This window comes from Paenibacillus campi (genome assembly GCF_034659835.1).
In the GTDB taxonomy this organism is placed as follows: Bacteria; Bacillota; Bacilli; order Paenibacillales; family Paenibacillaceae; genus Saccharibacillus; species Saccharibacillus campi.
The window spans coordinates 25,859-46,059 of sequence record NZ_JAXSQZ010000012.1 but is presented as its reverse complement, the minus strand read 5'-3'; the positions used below and the strand labels follow the sequence as shown (position 1 = coordinate 46,059).

Sequence of the window (20,201 nt, the reverse complement as noted above, 5' to 3'; positions counted from 1 at the left end):
TGCTATAATCATGAAGTCACGCGCACAAGTGATGAATGTAGGAGGTGCCATTATCGCTGATTCAACCCATTCACATACAGGGCAAAACCGGAATGTAGTTTTGTTTCCGAAGACGCTCGACTTTTATCAAATTGAACTGACCCGTATGCTGGAAACCGAGCGCTATCATGAAGCGATCGAGTTGCTTGAATTTTTACTGCAATGCCAAGGGCAAGAGGAGCGCCAGTTGGAAGAATGGCAATCGCTGCTTGGCTGGTTGCGCACAACGTTTCCCGAGGCGGCTTATGGAGATCGTGATCATGCTGAATTGTACGATGATCCAGAAGTCGATGACCCGTCAGGCACGCAGCAACAGATGATGCGTGATAAACTGCGTCTTAAACTTGCCGAAGATCGAGATTACGAGGACAAGCTGCTGCAAACGGCAATGGAGCGTCCAGTATCAGAGCGTACATTGCTTGCATTGGAACAGCTTGCTTATTTGGAGCAGCCGGAGATCGATGAGCGGATCGTCGCTTGGCTGCAAAACGATTCGCATATTCACCCGCTGATCCAGTTCCGTATTTTACAAACGTTGCGTCGCCGTGGTTATCGTGGAAATGTACATTATATGCATCAGCAGGAACAGGTTAATGTGGAAGTGGAGACGGTTCCACTTGATCCGACCGAGTTTCCGTTGCCATTTATTCAGATTTTGGAACGGGTAGCGGATAAGGCAGAGGTGAATGCGCCGAATCTGTTTTATTTTGCCCAGGAGCTGTGGTCGCAATTTATGATGAGCATCTATAGTACGCAAAATTATTGGTGGGTTTCACGTGGTGACGATGCAGAGATCGACATCTGGGCAGCAGCGCTGCACCAGACTGTTGCTATGACGCTGGAAGGTACAGCCGATGAGGAAGAAATACGCGGGCTATACGGTGTGACTGACAGTATCCGTTTTCGTTATGAGCAGGCGCATCGTGCGTTGCAACAGTTCGTTTCCAGCGGCATGCCGCATTAATTAATCGACTTGCTCGTTTGGTGAGCCATATGGAGTGGCGACAGTCGCTTGTTTGCTCTATTATGCACTTGGATAGCAGCCATTTTAGGTCATGCTTACTATATAAAGAAACGAACTTGATAAAAAATGAATAGTTGTATATACTATAGTGGTTATTCTGCACGTGAAAACGATACAACTTATTCGCAATCATTCATGTTAATATTTTTTGGAGGGGAATTCTTGAAATGACAGCAAAATGGGAAAAAACAGAAAAGAACCTTGGCGTTCTTGAAGTAGAAGTCGCTGCAGAGCGTGTAAGCGCAGCGCTTGATAAAGCATTCAACAAAGTAGCAAAAACATTGAACGTACCAGGCTTCCGTAAAGGTAAAGTACCGCGTTCGATCTTTGAAGCGCGTTTCGGTATCGAAAGCTTGTACAATGATGCAATCGACATCTTGCTGCCGGAAGCATACTCCGAAGCAATCGATGAGACTGACATCTTCCCGGTTGATCGTCCTGAAATCGAAATCGAGCAATTCGAAAAAGGTCAACCATTCAAATTCAAAGCAAAAGTAACCGTAAAACCAGAAGTTAAACTGGGTGAATACAAAGGTGTGGAAGTTCCTGCATCTGCGGTTGAAGTTACAGAAGAAGACATCAACAGCGAGCTGGAGCGTCTGCAACAGCGTCATGCTGAGCTGTCCGTCATCGAAGAAGGCGCTGCTGAAAATGGCGACACCGTATCGATCGATTTCGAAGGCTTTGTTGATGGCGAAGCATTTGAAGGTGGACAAGCAGAGCGTTATTCGCTGGAACTCGGTTCTAACTCCTTTATCCCTGGCTTTGAAGATCAAGTAGTCGGTATGGCTACTGGCGACTTCAAAGATGTTACAGTAACTTTCCCAGAAACATACCATGCAACTGAGCTGGCTGGTAAAGAAGCGGTATTCAAAGTGAAACTGCACGAAATTAAACGCAAAAACCTGCCTGAGCTGGACGATGAGTTTGCGAAGGATGTTAGCGAATTCGACACATTGGACGAATTCAAAGCAGACCTGAAACAACAGATCGCTTCCCGCAAAGAAAACGAAGTCAAAGCTGCTAAAGAAGCTGCTGCAGTAGACAAAGCAGCTGAAAATGCAGAGATTGAAATTCCAGATGCAATGGTGAACTCCGAAACCGAGAATATGGTTCGCGATTTCGACAACCGTCTGCGTCAACAAGGTATGAACTTGGAAATGTACACTAGCTTCTCCGGTCAAACAACAGATGACCTCAAAGAGCAAATGAAAGAAGAAGCTGCTAAACGTGTACGTAACAACCTCGTGCTGGAACAAATCGCCAAAGAAGAAAACATCGAAGTTTCCGAAGACGAAGTAAGCGCAGAGCTGGAGAAAATGGCTTCCCAGTTCCAACGCAGCGCAGAGGAAGTTCGCAGCATTTTGGAAGCGAACGGTTCACTGGCAAGTCTGTCCGAAGAAATCAAACTGCGTAAAACGATCGAACTGCTGGTTGATAACAGCAAAGAAGTTGAAGCAGTGGTTGAACAAGCCGAGTAATTTAAAAGTTCATAATCCGGTAGTGTACTTGCTACCATTTGGAATAAGGCACGTATTACTTGCGTGCCTTATTTTTACCTATATACAGATATATATCGGTTGCAGGTCATTATGAACATCGTGGAGCGTTATCATTTTATTCATTAATATTTCCCAAAACTTTACCTTTGAAAAAATGACATGCGCCAACGTACATGTTAAAATAGAAACTGCATCGTATTTTAAAGCATTATCTGTCGTCATATTCCTGGATAAGAAAGAGGTTGGTTGTATGAGTCTGGTACCTATGGTTGTTGAACAAACCAGTAGAGGTGAACGATCTTACGATATTTACTCAAGATTGCTCAAAGACCGTATCATTTTCCTGAATACGGCAATCGATGATCATGTAGCCAATCTTGTTATTGCACAATTATTATTTCTCGCTGCCGAAGACCCGGAAAAAGATATCCATCTGTATATCAATTCCCCGGGTGGTTCTGTAACGGCAGGGATGGGTATTTACGATACAATGCAATTTGTGAAGCCGGACGTTTCTACCATTTGTATGGGGATGGCTGCAAGTATGGGATCGCTCCTGTTAACCGCAGGTGCACCAGGCAAGCGTTTCGCGCTGCCTAACAGTGAAGTTATGATTCACCAGCCGCTTGGCGGCATCAGTGGACAGGCGTCCGATATGAAGATTCATGCGGAATGGATCATCAAAACGCGTCAGAAACTGAACCAGATTTACGTGGAGCGCACAGGTCAGTCGCTGGACAAAATCGAACGTGATACCGATCGCGATTACTTCCTCGATGCTGAGGATGCAAAAGCGTACGGCTTGATCGATCAGGTGATTACCCGTCCGCTCACAAGCTAAAAAGGGGTGTAAACATGTTTAAATTCAACGATGAAAAAGGACAGTTGAAATGTTCCTTTTGCGGCAAATCCCAGGATCAAGTTCGCAAACTGGTAGCAGGTCCTGGTGTATATATATGCGATGAGTGTATTGAACTGTGCACAGAAATCGTAGAGGAGGAGCTCGGTCACGAAGAGGAGCTTGATCTGAAAGATATTCCAAAACCACAGGAAATTCGCTCTATCCTTGACCAGTATGTCATCGGTCAGGATCAAGCGAAAAAGTCGCTGTCTGTAGCGGTATACAACCACTACAAACGTGTAAACACACAGAGCAAGATCGAAGATGTAGAACTGCAAAAAAGTAACATTATGCTTGTCGGGCCAACAGGTTCCGGTAAAACATTGCTGGCGCAAACGATGGCTCGCATCTTGAACGTGCCGTTTGCGATCGCTGATGCAACTTCCTTGACTGAAGCCGGTTATGTCGGTGAAGACGTGGAAAACATTTTGCTGAAGCTGATTCAAGCTGCTGATTATGATGTGGAAAAAGCTGAGCGTGGCATCATTTATATCGATGAAATCGATAAAGTGGCACGCAAATCCGAAAATCCGTCGATTACACGCGACGTATCCGGTGAAGGCGTACAGCAAGCATTGCTGAAAATTTTGGAAGGTACGGTTGCTTCTGTTCCACCGCAAGGCGGACGCAAACACCCGCATCAAGAATTTATTCAAATCGATACAACGAACATCTTGTTTATCGTCGGCGGTGCCTTTGATGGACTGGAACAATACATTAAACGTCGGATCGGCAAAAAAGTCATCGGCTTTAGCTCTGACAGCCAAGGTCAAAAAGACTTGAAAGCAGGCGAATACTTGAGCATGGTATTGCCGGAAGATTTGCTGAAATTCGGTCTGATTCCAGAGTTTGTCGGTCGTCTGCCAGTCATCTCCGCGCTTGAGCCGCTGGATGAAGAAACGCTCGTACGTATTTTGTCCGAGCCGAAAAACGCACTGACCAAACAGTATTCCAAAATGCTGGAAATGGACAATGTGGAGCTTGTATTCGAGCCGGGTGCGCTTAAAGCGATTGCTCGTGAAGCGATCAAGCGTAATACAGGTGCGCGTGGTCTGCGTGCAATCATCGAAGGCATTATGCTGGACGTGATGTACGAAGTGCCATCCCGCGACGATGTAACACGTTGCGTCATTACTGAACAAGTTGTGGAGAGCAAGGTTGTGCCTGAACTGCAAACCGGTAAAAATAAAAAACAAGAAGAAAGCGCCTAAGTGATTACGGCATCATGGGAAAAGTGGGTTCATCAGCGGATGAGCGGTCTCATGATGCCGCCGCTTTGTGCGGCTCTTTATAAACGATTGCGCCGGCCTTTTTCCTTTTGCAGGATAAAGGCTGGTTTGCAATAAAGCCCAAATGCAAGGGAGAAGAAACCATGTTTTTGAGAGAAAACACGAGACCTGTCAAAGTTGGCGATCTGACGATTGGCGGCAACAATGAAGTAATTATCCAAAGTATGTGCACGACGAAGACGGCGGATGTTGAGGCAACGGTAGCTGAGATTTTGCGTTTGGAAGAAGCGGGTTGCCAAGTTGTCCGTGTAACGGTCAACAATGAAGAAGCTGCCGCCGCAATCAAAGAAATTAAACAGCGTATCCATATTCCACTCGTAGCCGATATCCATTTTAACTATAAGCTGGCATTGATGGCGATTGAGAACGGCATCGATAAAGTGCGGATTAATCCAGGCAATATCGGTAAACGTGAAAAAGTGGAAGCGGTCGTACGCGCATGTAAAGAGAAGAACATTCCGATTCGGATCGGCGTTAATGCCGGCTCGCTCGAAAATCATTTGCTGGAAAAATACGGATATCCAACGCCGGAAGCGATGGTTGAAAGTGCGTTGTATCATATCGGCATTTTGGAAGAACTCGATTTCCACGATATTATCGTATCGCTCAAAGCGTCCGATGTACCGATGGCGATTGCTGCTTACAGCAAAGCGGCTGAAGTGATTCCATATCCGCTGCATCTGGGCATTACCGAAGCAGGCACATTGCATTCCGGTACGATCAAAAGCGCTGCTGGTATCGGTGCATTGCTGTCAATGGGTATCGGTTCAACTGTACGTATTTCACTTAGTGCCGATCCGGTCGAAGAAGTGAAAGTAGCGCGTGAGCTGCTGAAAACATTCGGCTTGATTTCGAACGCAGCTACGCTCGTATCGTGCCCGACGTGCGGTCGGCTTGATATCGATCTATTCTCGATTGCGAACGAAGTGGAAGAATACATTTCCAAGCTTAAAGTGCCGATCAAAGTATCTGTGCTCGGCTGTGCAGTTAACGGTCCCGGTGAAGCTAAAGAAGCGGACATCGGCATCGCTGGTGCACGTGGTGAAGGCTTATTGTTCCGTTACGGTAAAATGATCCGTAAAGTGCCGGAAGCTGACATGGTGCAGGAGCTGAAAAAGGAAATCGATGCGATTGTGGAAGCGTTCGAAGCGACTGGCAAAATCCCGGGCCGTGAAGAACGTCACCAACCGGCAGTCAAATCCTAATTGGCGACGAGCCTTTAGGCGTACATGTGTAAATAGCTACTAACTTATGATTGGATATACGTGTTATGTAGCTGGTAACTAAGTACGTCTACGCGTATATATTTATCAAGTACGCGCTGTTCCTAACAATTTCCGACTTCAATCAGACTGCAAGGTCGATAAGTGGGAGAGTTCAAGTATGTAAGACACTATACGTGTGGCTGAATGAACGCGATATAGCTGCATACCTGCGCGTAATGTGCATGCTTACAATGTTTGCGTAACCGCATCGTTCGATCTGATCTTGTTTACATGAGCATAATTGAATGAGTTTGATAGTGCATTTAATGCTTTATGTCGGGATACTGATGAATACTCGTTCATCAGTATCCTTTTTATATGGGCAAGTATGAGGTATGGCTCTGTTTGGAAGCTAGTGCCAATCTCGGTTTATGTTTGCCCAATGATTGGTGTTTCGCTGGGATATTTGTTAAACTAGGGCGTATACGCAAACTCACCACATGATCCGAGTTGATCTTTATCGTTTTCCGAATGATCAAAAGGAAAAGGCGATTTGCGTGCGCAAATACGTATGTTGTAAGCTTTCCCGTAGTGGTGGATGCCCCATCATATGAGTTTGCATGAACGCCAATTATACAGGCAGTACGATATGCACACTATAGGAGGTAAGAAAGCGATGGGACCACATAAAAATAAGGCGCGTCGTTTTCCTTTGCTGCCTTTAAGAGGACTGCTCGTCTATCCAAGTATGGTGCTTCATCTGGATGTCGGGCGGGATAAATCCGTGAAGGCCTTAGAAAAGGCAATGGTGGATGATAATCTAATTCTGCTCTGCTCTCAGTCCGAAGTTAATATCGAGGAGCCGAGCGAGGACGAAATTTTCAGAATTGGGACGATTGCCAAAGTGAGACAGATGCTGAAGCTGCCAAACGGCACGATTCGCGTCTTAGTCGAAGGTTTGGAACGTGCCGAGATTTTGGAATATACAGACAATGATGAATTTTACGAAGTGCAAGCGCGTGAACTGTCCGAAGTTGAAACCGATGACCCGGAAGTATTTGCGTTAATGCGCACGGTGTTGAACGAATTTGAACATTATATCAATTTGTCCAAAAAGGTGACACCAGAGACGATGGCTGCCGTTTCTGATATTGAGGAGCCGGGTCGTCTTGCCGATGTGATTACGAGCCATTTGGTGATCAAAGTTAAAGATAAGCAGCATATTTTGGAAGCGATTGATGTGCGGGCGCGGCTGGAACGTTTGCTTGATATTTTGCATAGTGAGCGGGAAGTGCTAGAGCTGGAACGAAAAATTAGCCAGCGTGTGAAAAAGCAAATGGAGAAGACACAGCGCGAGTATTATTTGCGTGAGCAGATGAAAGCGATCCAGAAAGAGCTTGGCGAAAAGGAAGGGCGTGCAGGGGAAGCGGAAGAATTGCGTCTGCAACTTGCCGAGCTGACCGTACCGGAAAAAGTACAGGAGAAGATCGAGAAAGAGATCGATCGCTTGGAGAAAACGCCTGCTAACTCGGCGGAAGGCGGCATTATTCGCAACTATCTCGATTGGTTGCTAAGCTTGCCGTGGGATCAGCGTACGACCGATGATCTTGATCTGAAACATGCCGAAGATATTCTCAATGCCGATCATTATGGGCTGGATAAGCCCAAAGAACGTGTGCTGGAATATTTGGCTGTACAAAAGTTAGTCAAAAAGCTCAAAGGCCCGATTCTCTGTCTCGTTGGCCCACCAGGTGTCGGTAAAACATCGCTCGCACGCTCGATTGCAAAGTCGCTTGGACGTGAATTTGTGCGTATTTCACTCGGCGGGGTACGGGATGAAGCCGAAATTCGCGGTCATCGCCGTACGTATGTGGGCGCGATGCCAGGACGAATCATTCAAGGCATGCGCAATGCCGGCAGTATGAACCCGGTGTTCCTGCTTGATGAGATCGATAAAATGGCGTCTGATTTCCGTGGTGATCCGTCGGCGGCATTGCTGGAAGTGCTTGATCCGGAGCAAAATAATACGTTTAGCGATCATTTTGTCGAGGTGCCGTTTGATCTGTCCAACGTTATGTTTGTGACGACAGCGAACAGCGTGCAGAGCATTCCAAGACCGCTGCTCGATCGGATGGAGATGTTGTACATTCCGGGCTATACGGAGCTGGAAAAGCTGCAAATTGGCAAACAATATTTGCTGCCGAAGCAGACCGGCGAACATGGTCTGACCGAGCAGCAACTTGAAGTTGGCGAAGATACGCTGCTGAAAGTAATCCGTGAATATACGCGTGAATCCGGTGTGCGTAATCTGGAGCAACAAATCGCCGCCTTGTGCCGTAAAGCAGCGCGCGCGATCGTTGCAGAGGAAAAGGCACAAGTCATCATTACACCGGATGATGTAAAAGATTTCCTCGGCACGCCCAAGTTCCGTTACGGGCTGATCGAAAAGGAAAATCAGATCGGCAGTGTGACCGGGCTGGCATGGACGGAAGTTGGCGGTGAGACGCTGACGATTGAAGTTACGGTCGTACCAGGTAGCGGCAAGCTGATGCTGACGGGCAAGCTAGGCGATGTGATGAAAGAATCGGCGCAGGCAGCATTCAGTTATACACGCTCTAAAGCGGCAGAACTCGGCATTGCGACCGATTTTTACGAGAAAAATGATATTCATATTCATATTCCGGAAGGTGCAATTCCAAAAGACGGCCCATCCGCCGGTATTACGATTGCTACCGCGCTCATCTCGGCGCTAACCGGTCGTCATGTTGCCAAAGAAGTGGCGATGACAGGCGAGATTACGCTGCGCGGACGCGTATTGCCGATCGGTGGACTGAAAGAGAAGACGCTTGCTGCACACCGTGCGGGGTATAAGAAGATTTTGCTGCCACAGGACAATGAACGCGATTTAAAAGATATTCCGGCAAGCATCAAAGATGAGCTGATCCTTGTGCCGGTTGCTCATATGGATCAAGTGCTGGAACATGCGCTTGTTCAGAAAAGCGGACTGCATTAGTGGAAGCCCGGCTGCTCGCTGGGAACGCGCCACGTAGAACAGGAAGGAAATGAATCGAATGAAAGTGAATCAAGCCGAATTTATTATTAGTGCCGTCAAACCGGATCAATATCCGGAAGACGGTTTGCCGGAAATTGCGCTGGCAGGACGCTCTAATGTGGGCAAGTCCTCCATGACTAACCGGATGATCAACCGCAAAAATCTGGCGCGTACCAGTGCGACACCGGGTAAAACACAGCATTTAAACTATTACAAAATTAACGATATGATGTATTTTGTCGATTTTCCCGGTTATGGTTATGCCAAAGTATCCAAATCCCAGCGTGAAGCATGGGGCAAAATGATCGAACGCTATTTGTTAGAACGCGAGCCGCTTAAACTCGTATTGCTCGTGATCGATCTGCGTCATGAACCGTCCAAAGACGATATTTTGATGTATGACTGGCTTAAACATTACGATTGCAACATTTGCGTCGTAGCGACCAAAGCGGATAAAATCCCGCGCAGCAAATGGGCAAAACACGTCAAAATCGTCAAGCAAGCGCTCGGCTTCGTGCCGGAGGACGATTTTGTAATGTTTTCCTCGGAAACCGGTTTGGGCAAAGATGAGCTATGGGCGATTATCGAACGTCATGCTTTTCACAGTGAAGCAGAGGATGACGAGCAGGATGTTGAGGCAGAAGTTATTGGTGGTAGCTATGCCGAAGCAAGCGCCGATACAGACGAAGCTATTGGTGGTAGCTATGCCGAAGTGAGCGCCGATACAGACGAAGCTGTTGACAGTGGTCATGCCGAAGCGAGCACTCGGACAAACGAAGCTGCCGACAAATAAGCGCTTGTTTGTCCGAGTGGCAGCCGCTTTAGCCGATCCGATTTGCTGGCACATTCCGGTAAAAGCAAATCTGAATATCCGGTGAAGTTTTGCGTGAATCGCTTTACGTTCAAATTGAATATGTTAAAATAAGAAAAAAGCATCTGACAGCGTCCATTATCGACGAAACGGATGCTTTTTTTTCGGCAGTTACCCTGTTCGTTAGACACTTGTAAACCGATATAATGAGCAAATCGTTTCGATTTGGACACGTATGTGATGAGTGTGACGAACTAGTGGCAGTTTAGAAATCTGCATCTCAATTTCATAAACATTTCATAAAAACGACGAAATTGGGCAAATTGATGTGATATAATTAACGTATTGTTAAAACGTGAACAGATGTTGTTATAACTTTTAGACTAGGCAGGTGAACTTGCAATGCACATTGTTGTTGTCGGACTCAACTACCGCACAGCACCGATTGAAGTACGAGAACGGTTTGCCATTGCGGATGAGGATTTACCGGAAGCTCTCCGGCAGCTTAAAAGCACGCAAAGTGTATTGGAAGGCACAATCGTCGCCACATGCAATCGGACAGAGATTTATGTCGTGCTGGATCGTTTGCATATGTGCGGTCATTACATCCGTAATTTTATGGAGCAATGGTTCGGTATTCCCCGTGCGGAATTTACACAGCATTTGTATATATATGAAGATGAGCAGGCGATTGAGCATCTGTTCCGGGTGACGTGTGGACTCGATTCTATGGTCATTGGCGAGACGCAGATTCTCGGTCAAGTGAAACGTGCATTCCAGCTCGCCCAGGAAAACAAAGCGACCGGAACATGGTTCAATATGCTGTTCAAACAAGCGGTGACGCTGGGCAAACGTGCTCATGCGGAAACGATGATTGGCGAGAGCGCAGTTTCGATCAGCTATGCGGCGGTCGAACTGGGCAAACGGATTTTTGGTGCTTTTCATAACAAAACGATTATGATTTTGGGCGCAGGCAAAATGAGCGAACTGACCGTCAAGCATCTGTATGCGAACGGTGCAGCCGAAGTGATCGTTGCCAACCGTACGATCGGACGTGCACAGGAGCTGGCGCATAAGTTCGACGGTACCGCTTGTACGATCGAAGAAGGGTTGCAGCGTCTGCATGAAGTGGACATTGTGATCAGCTCGACCGGGGCGCAAGGTTATGTGTTGCAGCAAGAGACGATTGAACGCAGCATGAAGCAGCGCAAATCGCGTCCGCTGTTTATGATCGATATCGCCGTACCGCGCGATATTCATCCTACAGTAGCCGAAGTGTCTAATGTGTTTCTGTACGATATCGATGATTTGGAAGGGATCGTGGAAAGCAATATGGCGATGCGCCGTGCCGAAGCGATTAAGATCGAGCGTATGATTCGCCAAGAGATCGAGCTGTTCCAACAATGGCTCAAAACACTCGGTGTGAAGCCGGTCATTCGCGCGCTGCAAGAACGTGGAGCACGTATTCACGAAGATACGTTGGAAAGTTTGTTTAACAAGTTGCCTGAACTGGACGAGCGTCAACGTAAGGTGATTAGTCGTCTGACCAAAAGTATTGTCAATCAGATGAATCACGATCCGATCAACCGGATCAAAGAAATGGCATCCGACAAAAATGGCGCCGATGCACTTGAACTGTTTACCCGTATGTTTGCGCTTGAAGATGACGTAGAGACGGCATCTGAGCCAGCTACAGAGCGTAAGGCAGTGCCGGAACGTGCACCTGTTTCTTCCCATCCACCGGTTGTTGAAGGAAGCCTGGCTTACTTTGCTTCCGCAACCCTGTAGGCAGGTGATTTGTGTTGACACTGTTCAACCTGTTATACGATGTTATTATTTACCTATACGCCCTGAGCCTTCTGTTTTATTTCTCGGATTGCATTCGTCGCAATCCGAGGGCGAAGCGGATTGGCACAGGGTTTCTTATTATGGTGAGTATCATTCAAGTCGTCAGCATTACGATTCGTACGGTGGAAGAACATACATTACCGTTATTTTCGACGTATGACTTTTTCTTTTTTCTGACGTTTATATTGATTTTGATCTCCTTTTTTATCGAAAAGGTGCTGAAGACAGACTATGCGGTTTTGCTGCTAAATGTGATCGGCTTTTGTGCGATGGTGCAAAATCGGCTCCATTCGCCCGGTGAAGGAGCATTGCCGTCCGGCTGGGATACGGTGCACGGTTTGCTCATTTTGCATGTGGTGTTGGCGAATTTAAGCTTTGCTTTTTATACGGTATCGGCGGTATTTGCGGCGATGTATTTATTTTTGCATCGTAAGTTAAAGTTGAAAAAGTGGGACAATACGGTGCGCAGATTGCCAAGTTTGGAAAGTATGGAAAAGTACACGTATGCATCGATGTTGATCGGTACGCCGTTATTGATCGTATCGCTGATCGTGGCGTTAATGTCCATTTTTGCGGAAGGGCGTTATATGCTGCTGCTTGATTTGAAAGTGGTGTTTACATTGCTGGCGCTTTGCGTGTATATCGCTTATTTTGCCACACGCACAATGCGCAGTTATTCGCCGGTCATTATGGCGCGCTGGGCACTGGCGGGATATATCGTATTTATTTTGAATTTTGTGGCGAATTCGTGGTCGGCGTTTCACCAGTGGGTGGGCGCATGAGCGGGGTTGTACCGTATTTGCCGCTAATGCTCGATTGCCGTGCTCAGCCTGTACTCGTTGTCGGCGGGGGCAAAGTAGCGGAACGCAAAGTGCTGCATATGCTAGAAGCAGGAGCGCATATAACCGTCATTAGCCCGGAAGCGACCGCTACGCTTCAGCAACTGGCTGTAACGAACAAGCTGCTCTGGTGGCAGCGGAGTTTTGAAACGGGTGATTTAAGCGACGGTTTAAGCGAGACGTTTGCGGATGGGATGACGGCGAATGCAGCGGATCGACCGGATTGCACTTCCGCTTCGCAAAGCAATGTGCAGCGTTATCTGTTAGTGTATGCTGCCACATCGTTGCCCGATGTGAATCGTCAGGTGGCGGAAGAAGCGAAGCGGCTCGGTATTCCGGTCAATGTAGCGGATCAGCATGAGCTGGGCACGTTTATTAATCCGGCGGTCATTCGGCGCGGGCGTTTGGTCGCATCGGTATCGACTTCCGGTGCCGGGCCTGCCATTAGCCGGCGGATTGTGCGTGAGCTAGAGCATTATTTGGACGAGGACTATGAGCTGTATATGGAGTTCATGTATCATTTGCGTCACCATATTAAAACGATGGTGCATGATCCGCAGGAGCGCAGACGATTACTTGAACATGCCGCGACATTAGATGTACTGGCTCAAATCCGACATAAGCAATTTGTATGGTGGGATGAACAACAGATCGAGCAATGGATCATACAGTATCGGGGGAGATAACGTCATGCGCAAAATTATCGTAGGAAGTCGACAGAGTGCTCTTGCATTAACCCAGACCGGGCATGTGATCGAAGCGTTACAGCAACTTGCTGCCACACAAGGACTGGAATTCGAATTTGAAATTAAAAAGATCGTCACAAAAGGCGATCAGATTTTGGATGTTACGCTGTCCAAAGTGGGCGGTAAAGGTCTGTTCGTCAAAGAAATCGAGCAGGCGCTTATCGATGGCGAGATCGATATGGCGGTGCATAGCATGAAAGATATGCCGTCTGTATTGCCGGACGGATTGGTGAACGGGGCGATTCCGAAGCGAGTCGATCCGCGCGATTGCATGATTACGCGTGCTGGCAACGGATTGGACGAGCTGCCACAGGGCGCCAAAGTAGGTACAAGCAGTCTAAGACGCGCTAGCCAGCTAAAAGCATATCGCCCTGACCTGGACATTCAATCGATTCGCGGCAATATCGATTCCCGTCTGCGCAAGCTGGAAACGGAAGGCTTTGACGCGATTATGCTGGCAGCGGCAGGGCTGGAACGGATGGGCTGGAGCGATCGCATTAGCGCGTATTTACCGGCTGAACTTTGTTTGCCTGCTGTCGGTCAAGGTGCGCTTGGCATCGAATGTCGCAGCGATGATCTGGAACTGCTCGGGTTGCTGTCATTGTACAATGACGATCATACCGCGACGACGGTAACGGCGGAACGCACCTTTTTAGCGGAATTAAATGGCGGCTGTCAGGTGCCGATCGGCGCGTATGCGGTACGTTTGCATCCTTCCCATTCCGATCAAGGCGAAAACGTTATACAATTAACGGGAATGGTAGGCACACCGGACGGAGCAACCGTGCTGAAAGAAACGCGGCACGGGCATGATCCTGTACAGCTTGGCATCGCTGTGGCGGATGAGCTGAAACGGCGTGGGGCAGACCAGATTTTGGCAGAAGTTAGGGGATGAACGAATGACCGGCAAAGTGTATCTCGTAGGCGCAGGGCCAGGAGCTTTAAAGCTGATTACACTGCGTGGCTGGGAATGTATCGCACGGGCGGACGCGATCGTGTATGATCGTCTCGCCAGCCCACGTTTGCTTAAGCAGGCAAAGCCGGGTGCAGAGAAAATTTATGTCGGCAAATTGCCTGATCGACATACGATGAAGCAGGAGGAGATCAATCAACTGCTAGTCGATCTGGCGCTGGCAGGCAAAACGGTCGTGCGGCTAAAAGGTGGCGATCCGACGATTTTCGGTAGGGTAGCAGAGGAAGCGGAGCTGTTGCGGCAACATCATGTTCCATACGAGATCGTACCTGGCATCACATCTTCGATTGCTGTGCCAACATATGCGGGCATTCCGGTGACGCATCGGGACTGGGCTTCATCCGTATCGATCATTACCGGGCATGAAAGTCCCGATAAGCTCGATCATAGTATTCATTGGGATAAAGTAACCCATGCGACCGGTACGCTCGTGTTTATGATGGGTGTGGCGAAGATCGGTTATATTAGCGAGCAACTTATTCGTTACGGTCGTCCGGAACATACGCCGGTTGCACTCGTACGCTGGGGCACACGTGCCGAACAGGAGACGCTTGTCGGCACGCTGAAGGATATCGCCGCGAAAGTGGAAGCAGCGAATTTTAAACCGCCAGCGGTGATCGTTGTCGGTGAAGTGGTCAATTTGCGCGAGCGACTGCATTGGGCAGAGCAATTGCCGTTGTTTGGCAAACGGATTCTCGTTACCCGTGCGCGCAGTCAGGCGAGCGAGCTGGTCGATCGCATTGACGAGCTCGGCGGCGAGCCTTATGAATATCCGGTAATCGAGACGGTCATGCCGACCGCGCCGGAAACGCAACAAGGAATCGCTCAAGCATTGGCGACGCTGGAACAGTATGATTGGGTCTTTTTTACGAGTGTGAACGGGGTCGACTATTTCTTCCGTCATCTGGAGCAGCAAGGACGAGATATTCGCGCACTTCATCGCGCCCGCATTGCGGCGGTTGGCCCGGCGACACGTGATGCATTGCGCAATCACGGTATCTGCGCGACGACACTGCCGCAAAAGTTTCATGCCGAAGGACTGTTGGAGCATTTGACCGGAGAGCTGATGACAGGGCAAAAGGTACTGCTGCCACGCGGTGATCTGGCACGCGCCTGGTTGCCACAGGCGTTAACTGAACTGGGATTGTCCGTCACCGAAATCGATACGTACGAAACGGTATTGGTCGGGGAAGACGATTTGGAGCTGAAAAAGCTGCTGGCAGAGCAAGCGATTCATGCGGTCACATTTACAAGTTCGTCTACCGTTACCAATTTACTGACCGCACTGCGCAAGCTCGGTTTTGATGATCCGGTTGCTGCATTGGCGAATAGCACGATCGCCTGTATCGGGCCGCAGACAGCCAAAACTGCCGCAGAGAACGGCTTACAAGTCGATTTGTTGGCAGAATCGTCTACGATCGACGGCTTGATCGATGTGTTATGCCGCTGGAATCAAGGTAGTCACACGGTATAACGATCCGCTTGCCTAGTAGGCTGTCTCCTATACATTCAGGGTATGTCTTTGTCATCATCGCTTGATCATGTACGTATTCAGGTACGTTCGAACCTGATTTTTAATGGAGACAATCTACTAGGGAGTGTCTTCAAACCTTCAGCGTGGTCATTTTATTATTCAAGTGGGTCGCGTTTGAAGTGAGTTAAGCTGCGTATACAAGCGTAATCTAATGAAAAAACGCAGCGAACTGCCTGCGAAGCAGTTTGAAGACACCACCTAGTGCGCTTACGTCTACACGAGTTACACGATAATGATGATGAACGATGTTGATGATCGACATCACCGTATGCCGACCAGAGCGTTAAGCAGGTCGGCCTTCTTTTTCGTTCGATATGATTTTAATTTCACAAATATGGAGGAGTTACAATTATGAGTCAATCTTTTGCAAGACATCGTCGTTTACGCAAAACGCCTGCGCTGCGCGGGATGGTCAGAGAAACACAATTGCACAAACATGATTTTATCCAGCCTGTATTTGTCACCTACGGAACCGATGTGAAGCTGGAAATTTCTTCGATGCCAGGTGTATTTAACTTTTCGCTGGATCGTCTTGGTGAAGAAATCGATGAGATTGTAAGCTTGGGCATTCCAGCGGTCATGGTATTCGGCGTACCGGAAACAGAAGCAAAAGACAGCGTCGGTACGGGTGCTTATTCCGATCAAGGTATCGTACAGCAAGCGATTCGGATGATTAAACAAAATCATCCTGATTTGGTCGTAATCGCAGATACGTGTTTGTGTGAGTTTACCGATCACGGGCATTGTGGGGTCGTGCATACTCATGAACATGACGGTCATATCCATGCTGATGTCGACAATGACGAATCGCTTGTATTGCTTGCGCAAACAGCGGTATCTCAGGCGCAGGCGGGTGCTGACATTATCGCACCGTCGAATATGATGGACGGTTTTGTACAGGTCATTCGTGCAGCGCTGGATGAAGCGGGTTTTCAGGACATTCCGATTATGTCGTATGCGGTGAAATATGCATCTGCTTTTTACGGCCCATTCCGTGAAGCTGCTCAATCGGCACCACAGTTTGGCGATCGTAAATCGTATCAAATGGACCCTGCTAACGTGCGTGAAGCTTTGCGTGAAGCAGAAAGCGATGTGCAGCAAGGTGCTGATATGCTAATGGTCAAACCGGCGCTTGCGTATATGGACGTGCTGCGTGTCGTACGTGATAACTTTGACCTGCCGCTTGTCGCTTACAATGTGAGCGGTGAATATGCGATGGTCAAAGCGGCTGCACAACAGGGCTGGATTAATGAGCGTGGCATCGTAACCGAGATGATGCTCGGTCTGAAACGTGCTGGTGCCGATATGATCATTACGTATTTTTCGAAGGATGTTGTGCGCTGGTTGCGTGAGGAATGGGTCTGATACGGACAAGTCTGGGCATGTGCCAACCTGATGTTTGCTAAAGAATTCCCAATACATTGACTATGTTACGTGTTAATTTGGATTGTGTACTGGAATCGTTACGAGTCAGGGATTTGACCGGATTTAAAACTTAAATTAATCTCGTTTAAGGTCATACTACCTTGACCGCTTTAAATGTTAGCTTGATCGCAGCAATTTCAACATTCAAATGAATGATGATCGAGGCATCAGCAACGCAGCACCGGTATCGCTTAAAGGTGCTGCGCTACATACCGCTTGAACTGCTACGCTACATACCGTAAATCGTTATCGTTGCTGTTGCAGCATCTGTTTATCTTAATCTCACTGTGCGGAAATGGCAGGAAACGGGTAAGGGTAAAGATGAGCCAATAGCAACAAACGGCGGTTTGGAGTAAAGTAGTGGGCACTGTCTGTGCTCCACAGCAACAAGTGGCAAAAAGTAATCTGTATCTGATTGGATATCCGATTAATCTACAATTCACAACATAATTATGCTATGGAGGTGCTTGTTCAATGAATCAAATGAAATCCGTACGTCGTGATGAGCGTTCCCGCGCAGCATTTGAGGAAGCAAAACAGTATATTCCGGGCGGAGTCAACAGCCCGGTGCGTGCATTTAAAACCGTCGGTTTGACACCGGTGTATGCCGAGCGTGGCGAAGGCTCGCGACTGTACGATATCGATGGCAATTCGTTTATCGATTATGTCGGCTCTTGGGGTCCGCTCATTATGGGTCATGCGCATCCACAAGTTGTCCAAGCATTGCAAGAAACGGCGGCACGTGGCACGAGCTTTGGCGCGCCAACCGAGATTGAAACTAAGATGGCAAAACTTGTTGCTGAGCGTGTGCCATCGATCGATATCGTGCGGATGGTCAATTCCGGTACGGAAGCGACGATGAGTGCGATTCGCCTGGCGCGTGGTTATACGAAACGCAACAAAATTTTGAAATTTGAAGGCTCCTATCATGGACATGGCGATAGCTTGCTCATTAAAGCTGGCTCTGGTGTGGCGACGCTTGGTTTGCCGGACAGTCCAGGTGTACCGGAATCGATCGCATCGAATACGATTACAGTACCTTATAACGATCTGGAAGCGGTAAAGCTTGCCTTTGAACGGTTTGGTGAAGATATCTCCTGTGTGATCGTCGAGCCGGTTGCCGGTAATATGGGTGTCGTACCGCCGCAAGCAGGCTTTTTGCAAGGGCTGCGTGATGTGACAGCGCAATATGGCACATTGCTCATTTTCGATGAAGTGATGACCGGTTTCCGGGTGCATTTAAACTGTGCGCAAGGTCGGTATGGCGTAACGCCGGATTTGACCTGTCTTGGCAAAGTGATCGGCGGCGGCTTGCCGGTCGGCGCATATGGCGGCAAACGCGAAATTATGGAGCAGATCGCGCCGACAGGGCCGATCTATCAGGCGGGTACATTGAGCGGAAATCCGCTGGCGATGATTGCCGGGTTTACGACGCTTAGCTTGCTTACCCCTGATGTATACGACCGCTTGGAGACCGCTTCGGCGCGTCTGCAAGCCGGATTTGAGGCAAATGCACAGGAAGCGGGCATTCCGCTGACGATCAATCGTGTCGGTTCGATGGTATGTCCGTTTCTAACCGAAGGCGCAGTGACAAATTATGATACCGCCAAGCTAAGCGATATGGAGCGCTTCAAAAGCTACTTTGGCGGCATGCTGAATCACGGTGTTAGTGTGGCACCATCACCGTTTGAAGGTATGTTTGTGTCGGCGGTGCACAGTGACGACGATATTGAAGCAACGATTGCGGCTCATCGTGCAGTGATGAAGTCGCTGTAATGGAGGCGGATCAATATGACGGATGCAGGTCAACATAAACCTACGCAACCATTCGTTTCATCCGCAGATCAGCAGGCACAACAGGAGGCGGCAGTGAACGATACTGCTGCTTCCGGGCGTTTAGACATAAACGACTATAGCGCTGCACACCGTCCCGCACGCTGGTCACCGATCGAACATACGACGCGGCGCGGCGAATGGCTGGAACTGCTGCCAGACAGCAGCCTTGATCTGGAGCAGCCGGAAGGCAGACATATGCGGATGATGGAATGGCTAAAAGGCGAAGCTTTTCCAGCGCGCATCATCGGACTATTGCATTCGCGCGGCGAGATTGTGTTGGAAGGCAATGTGATCCGGCTGCGCCTGTTTCCCGATACCGCTTACGGGTTTGAACCGGATCACAGCTATATTCCTACTGTGTTGTATGAGGATGACTATGTGCTAGTCGTGCACAAACCAGCCGGGATGAATGTGCATCCAGCCGATACGAATGACAAGTCGGCTACACTCGCGCATGCGGTAGCCGCTTATTATAAAAGCACGGAGCAGCACTGTGCTGTACGGCATGTGCACCGGCTCGATGAAGATACAACCGGCCCGGTATTGTATGCGAAAAACGAGCTGGCGCTCTATTTGCTTGATGAACAAATGCGCAGCAAGTCGATCCAGCGCCGCTATATCGCACTCGTGCACGGCAAAGTGAGCGAGCGACTGCGCATCATCGACGAGCCGATCGGTAAAGATCGCCATCACAAGCAGCGCCGCCGCGTTTCACCAGGTGGACAAACGGCAATTACGCATGTGCAATGTTTGCGTACTGCTGCAACCGCCAGCCTGGTCAGCTTACAACTGGAAACGGGACGTACGCATCAGATTCGGGTGCATATGAGTCATGTCGGTCATCCGTTAATTGGTGATACATTGTATGGTGGCAAGGCGGGGATGTTATCTCGTCAGGCACTGCATGGCGAACAGCTTGGCTTTGTGCATCCGTGGACAGGGGAGTCGCTACGTATTGACGACCCGTGGCCTGCGGATTTGGAGGGGGCAGCACGGGCGCTGAAGTTGGTATAGTTTTAAAACTTATCCGTATTATTGCCGCGACTACTATGTAGTACGGCTGCGTTGAGATTGTAAATAAGCATGTAATGCGCATGGCGCGAACAATCTACATGCAGCCATACAATGTATTGCGGAAAAGACGAGTCAAACATGTGATCTAAACTATACTAAAAAA

14 protein-coding genes and 1 pseudogene are annotated in these 20,201 nt (G+C 48.5%); all 15 read left to right on the top strand.

Annotated elements, in window-relative coordinates; genetic code table 11:
• The first annotated feature begins 31 nt into the window (after positions 1-31).
• The 15 genes and pseudogenes from U1I11_RS20145 (at position 32) to U1I11_RS20075 (ending at position 20,038) form a co-directional block, all read left to right on the top strand.
• Positions 32-1,003, top strand: a complete 972-nt coding sequence (locus U1I11_RS20145; RefSeq protein ID WP_322907952.1) for a hypothetical protein — start codon at positions 32-34, stop codon at positions 1,001-1,003.
• 227 nt (positions 1,004-1,230) lie between these two features.
• Positions 1,231-2,544, top strand: coding sequence for a trigger factor (gene tig / locus U1I11_RS20140; protein ID WP_322907924.1), 1,314 nt, complete (start codon positions 1,231-1,233; stop codon positions 2,542-2,544).
• Between the two features lie 271 nt (positions 2,545-2,815).
• Positions 2,816-3,406, top strand: coding sequence for an ATP-dependent Clp endopeptidase proteolytic subunit ClpP (gene clpP / locus U1I11_RS20135; RefSeq protein WP_188777103.1), 591 nt, complete (start codon positions 2,816-2,818; stop codon positions 3,404-3,406).
• Positions 3,407-3,420: 14 nt separating this feature from the next.
• Entirely contained in the window at positions 3,421-4,677 is a 1,257-nt protein-coding gene (clpX, locus tag U1I11_RS20130) for an ATP-dependent protease ATP-binding subunit ClpX (RefSeq protein ID WP_322907923.1), read from the top strand.
• Between the two features lie 161 nt (positions 4,678-4,838).
• The gene (gene ispG / locus U1I11_RS20125; protein WP_322907922.1) at positions 4,839-5,960 is read left to right on the top strand and encodes a flavodoxin-dependent (E)-4-hydroxy-3-methylbut-2-enyl-diphosphate synthase; all 1,122 of its coding nucleotides are present in this window, start codon (positions 4,839-4,841) and stop codon (positions 5,958-5,960) included.
• Positions 5,961-6,636: 676 nt separating this feature from the next.
• On the top strand, positions 6,637-8,973 hold the full coding sequence (gene lon / locus U1I11_RS20120) for an endopeptidase La (RefSeq protein ID WP_322907921.1): 2,337 nt from the start codon (positions 6,637-6,639) through the stop codon (positions 8,971-8,973).
• A gap of 58 nt (positions 8,974-9,031) precedes the next feature.
• Positions 9,032-9,643, top strand: a pseudogene (gene yihA / locus U1I11_RS20115) (ribosome biogenesis GTP-binding protein YihA/YsxC); the annotation flags it as partial.
• 582 nt (positions 9,644-10,225) lie between these two features.
• Complete coding sequence (gene hemA / locus U1I11_RS20110) at positions 10,226-11,611, top strand: glutamyl-tRNA reductase (RefSeq protein WP_322907920.1); 1,386 nt, start codon at positions 10,226-10,228, stop codon at positions 11,609-11,611.
• A gap of 140 nt (positions 11,612-11,751) precedes the next feature.
• Positions 11,752-12,453, top strand: coding sequence for a cytochrome c biogenesis protein CcsA (ccsA, locus tag U1I11_RS20105; protein WP_322907919.1), 702 nt, complete (start codon positions 11,752-11,754; stop codon positions 12,451-12,453).
• Positions 12,450-13,196, top strand: a complete 747-nt coding sequence (locus U1I11_RS20100) for a precorrin-2 dehydrogenase/sirohydrochlorin ferrochelatase family protein (protein ID WP_322907918.1) — start codon at positions 12,450-12,452, stop codon at positions 13,194-13,196. The genes ccsA and U1I11_RS20100 overlap by 4 nt, the downstream gene beginning before the upstream one ends.
• A gap of 4 nt (positions 13,197-13,200) precedes the next feature.
• Positions 13,201-14,151, top strand: a complete 951-nt coding sequence (hemC, locus tag U1I11_RS20095) for a hydroxymethylbilane synthase (protein WP_322907917.1) — start codon at positions 13,201-13,203, stop codon at positions 14,149-14,151.
• A 4-nt stretch (positions 14,152-14,155) separates the two neighbouring features.
• Positions 14,156-15,703, top strand: coding sequence for a uroporphyrinogen-III C-methyltransferase (cobA, locus tag U1I11_RS20090; protein WP_322907951.1), 1,548 nt, complete (start codon positions 14,156-14,158; stop codon positions 15,701-15,703).
• A gap of 411 nt (positions 15,704-16,114) precedes the next feature.
• A complete protein-coding gene (gene hemB, locus U1I11_RS20085; protein WP_322907916.1) occupies positions 16,115-17,128 on the top strand; it encodes a porphobilinogen synthase in 1,014 nt (337 codons plus the stop codon).
• A 534-nt stretch (positions 17,129-17,662) separates the two neighbouring features.
• Positions 17,663-18,964 carry a glutamate-1-semialdehyde 2,1-aminomutase gene (hemL, locus tag U1I11_RS20080; protein WP_322907915.1) on the top strand — a complete coding sequence of 434 codons (1,302 nt, stop codon included), beginning with the start codon at positions 17,663-17,665 and terminating at the stop codon, positions 18,962-18,964.
• Between the two features lie 15 nt (positions 18,965-18,979).
• Entirely contained in the window at positions 18,980-20,038 is a 1,059-nt protein-coding gene (locus tag U1I11_RS20075; RefSeq protein ID WP_322907914.1) for an RluA family pseudouridine synthase, read from the top strand.
• Positions 20,039-20,201: the final 163 nt, after the last annotated feature.

What these genes read in the sequence shown, in the direction of transcription:
- clpP (WP_188777103.1), top strand. Translation starts at nt 2,816, where the DNA reads ATGAGTCTGGTACCTATGGTTGTTGAACAAACCAGTAGAGGTGAACGA.
- hemC (WP_322907917.1), top strand. Translation starts at nt 13,201, where the DNA reads ATGCGCAAAATTATCGTAGGAAGTCGACAGAGTGCTCTTGCATTAACC.
- hemA (WP_322907920.1), top strand. Translation starts at nt 10,226, where the DNA reads ATGCACATTGTTGTTGTCGGACTCAACTACCGCACAGCACCGATTGAA.
- cobA (WP_322907951.1), top strand. Translation starts at nt 14,156, where the DNA reads ATGACCGGCAAAGTGTATCTCGTAGGCGCAGGGCCAGGAGCTTTAAAG.
- ispG (WP_322907922.1), top strand. Translation starts at nt 4,839, where the DNA reads ATGTTTTTGAGAGAAAACACGAGACCTGTCAAAGTTGGCGATCTGACG.
- U1I11_RS20075 (WP_322907914.1), top strand. Translation starts at nt 18,980, where the DNA reads ATGACGGATGCAGGTCAACATAAACCTACGCAACCATTCGTTTCATCC.
- tig (WP_322907924.1), top strand. Translation starts at nt 1,231, where the DNA reads ATGACAGCAAAATGGGAAAAAACAGAAAAGAACCTTGGCGTTCTTGAA.
- hemB (WP_322907916.1), top strand. Translation starts at nt 16,115, where the DNA reads ATGAGTCAATCTTTTGCAAGACATCGTCGTTTACGCAAAACGCCTGCG.
- clpX (WP_322907923.1), top strand. Translation starts at nt 3,421, where the DNA reads ATGTTTAAATTCAACGATGAAAAAGGACAGTTGAAATGTTCCTTTTGC.
- lon (WP_322907921.1), top strand. Translation starts at nt 6,637, where the DNA reads ATGGGACCACATAAAAATAAGGCGCGTCGTTTTCCTTTGCTGCCTTTA.
- hemL (WP_322907915.1), top strand. Translation starts at nt 17,663, where the DNA reads ATGAATCAAATGAAATCCGTACGTCGTGATGAGCGTTCCCGCGCAGCA.
- U1I11_RS20100 (WP_322907918.1), top strand. Translation starts at nt 12,450, where the DNA reads ATGAGCGGGGTTGTACCGTATTTGCCGCTAATGCTCGATTGCCGTGCT.
- U1I11_RS20145 (WP_322907952.1), top strand. Translation starts at nt 32, where the DNA reads ATGAATGTAGGAGGTGCCATTATCGCTGATTCAACCCATTCACATACA.
- ccsA (WP_322907919.1), top strand. Translation starts at nt 11,752, where the DNA reads ATGGTGAGTATCATTCAAGTCGTCAGCATTACGATTCGTACGGTGGAA.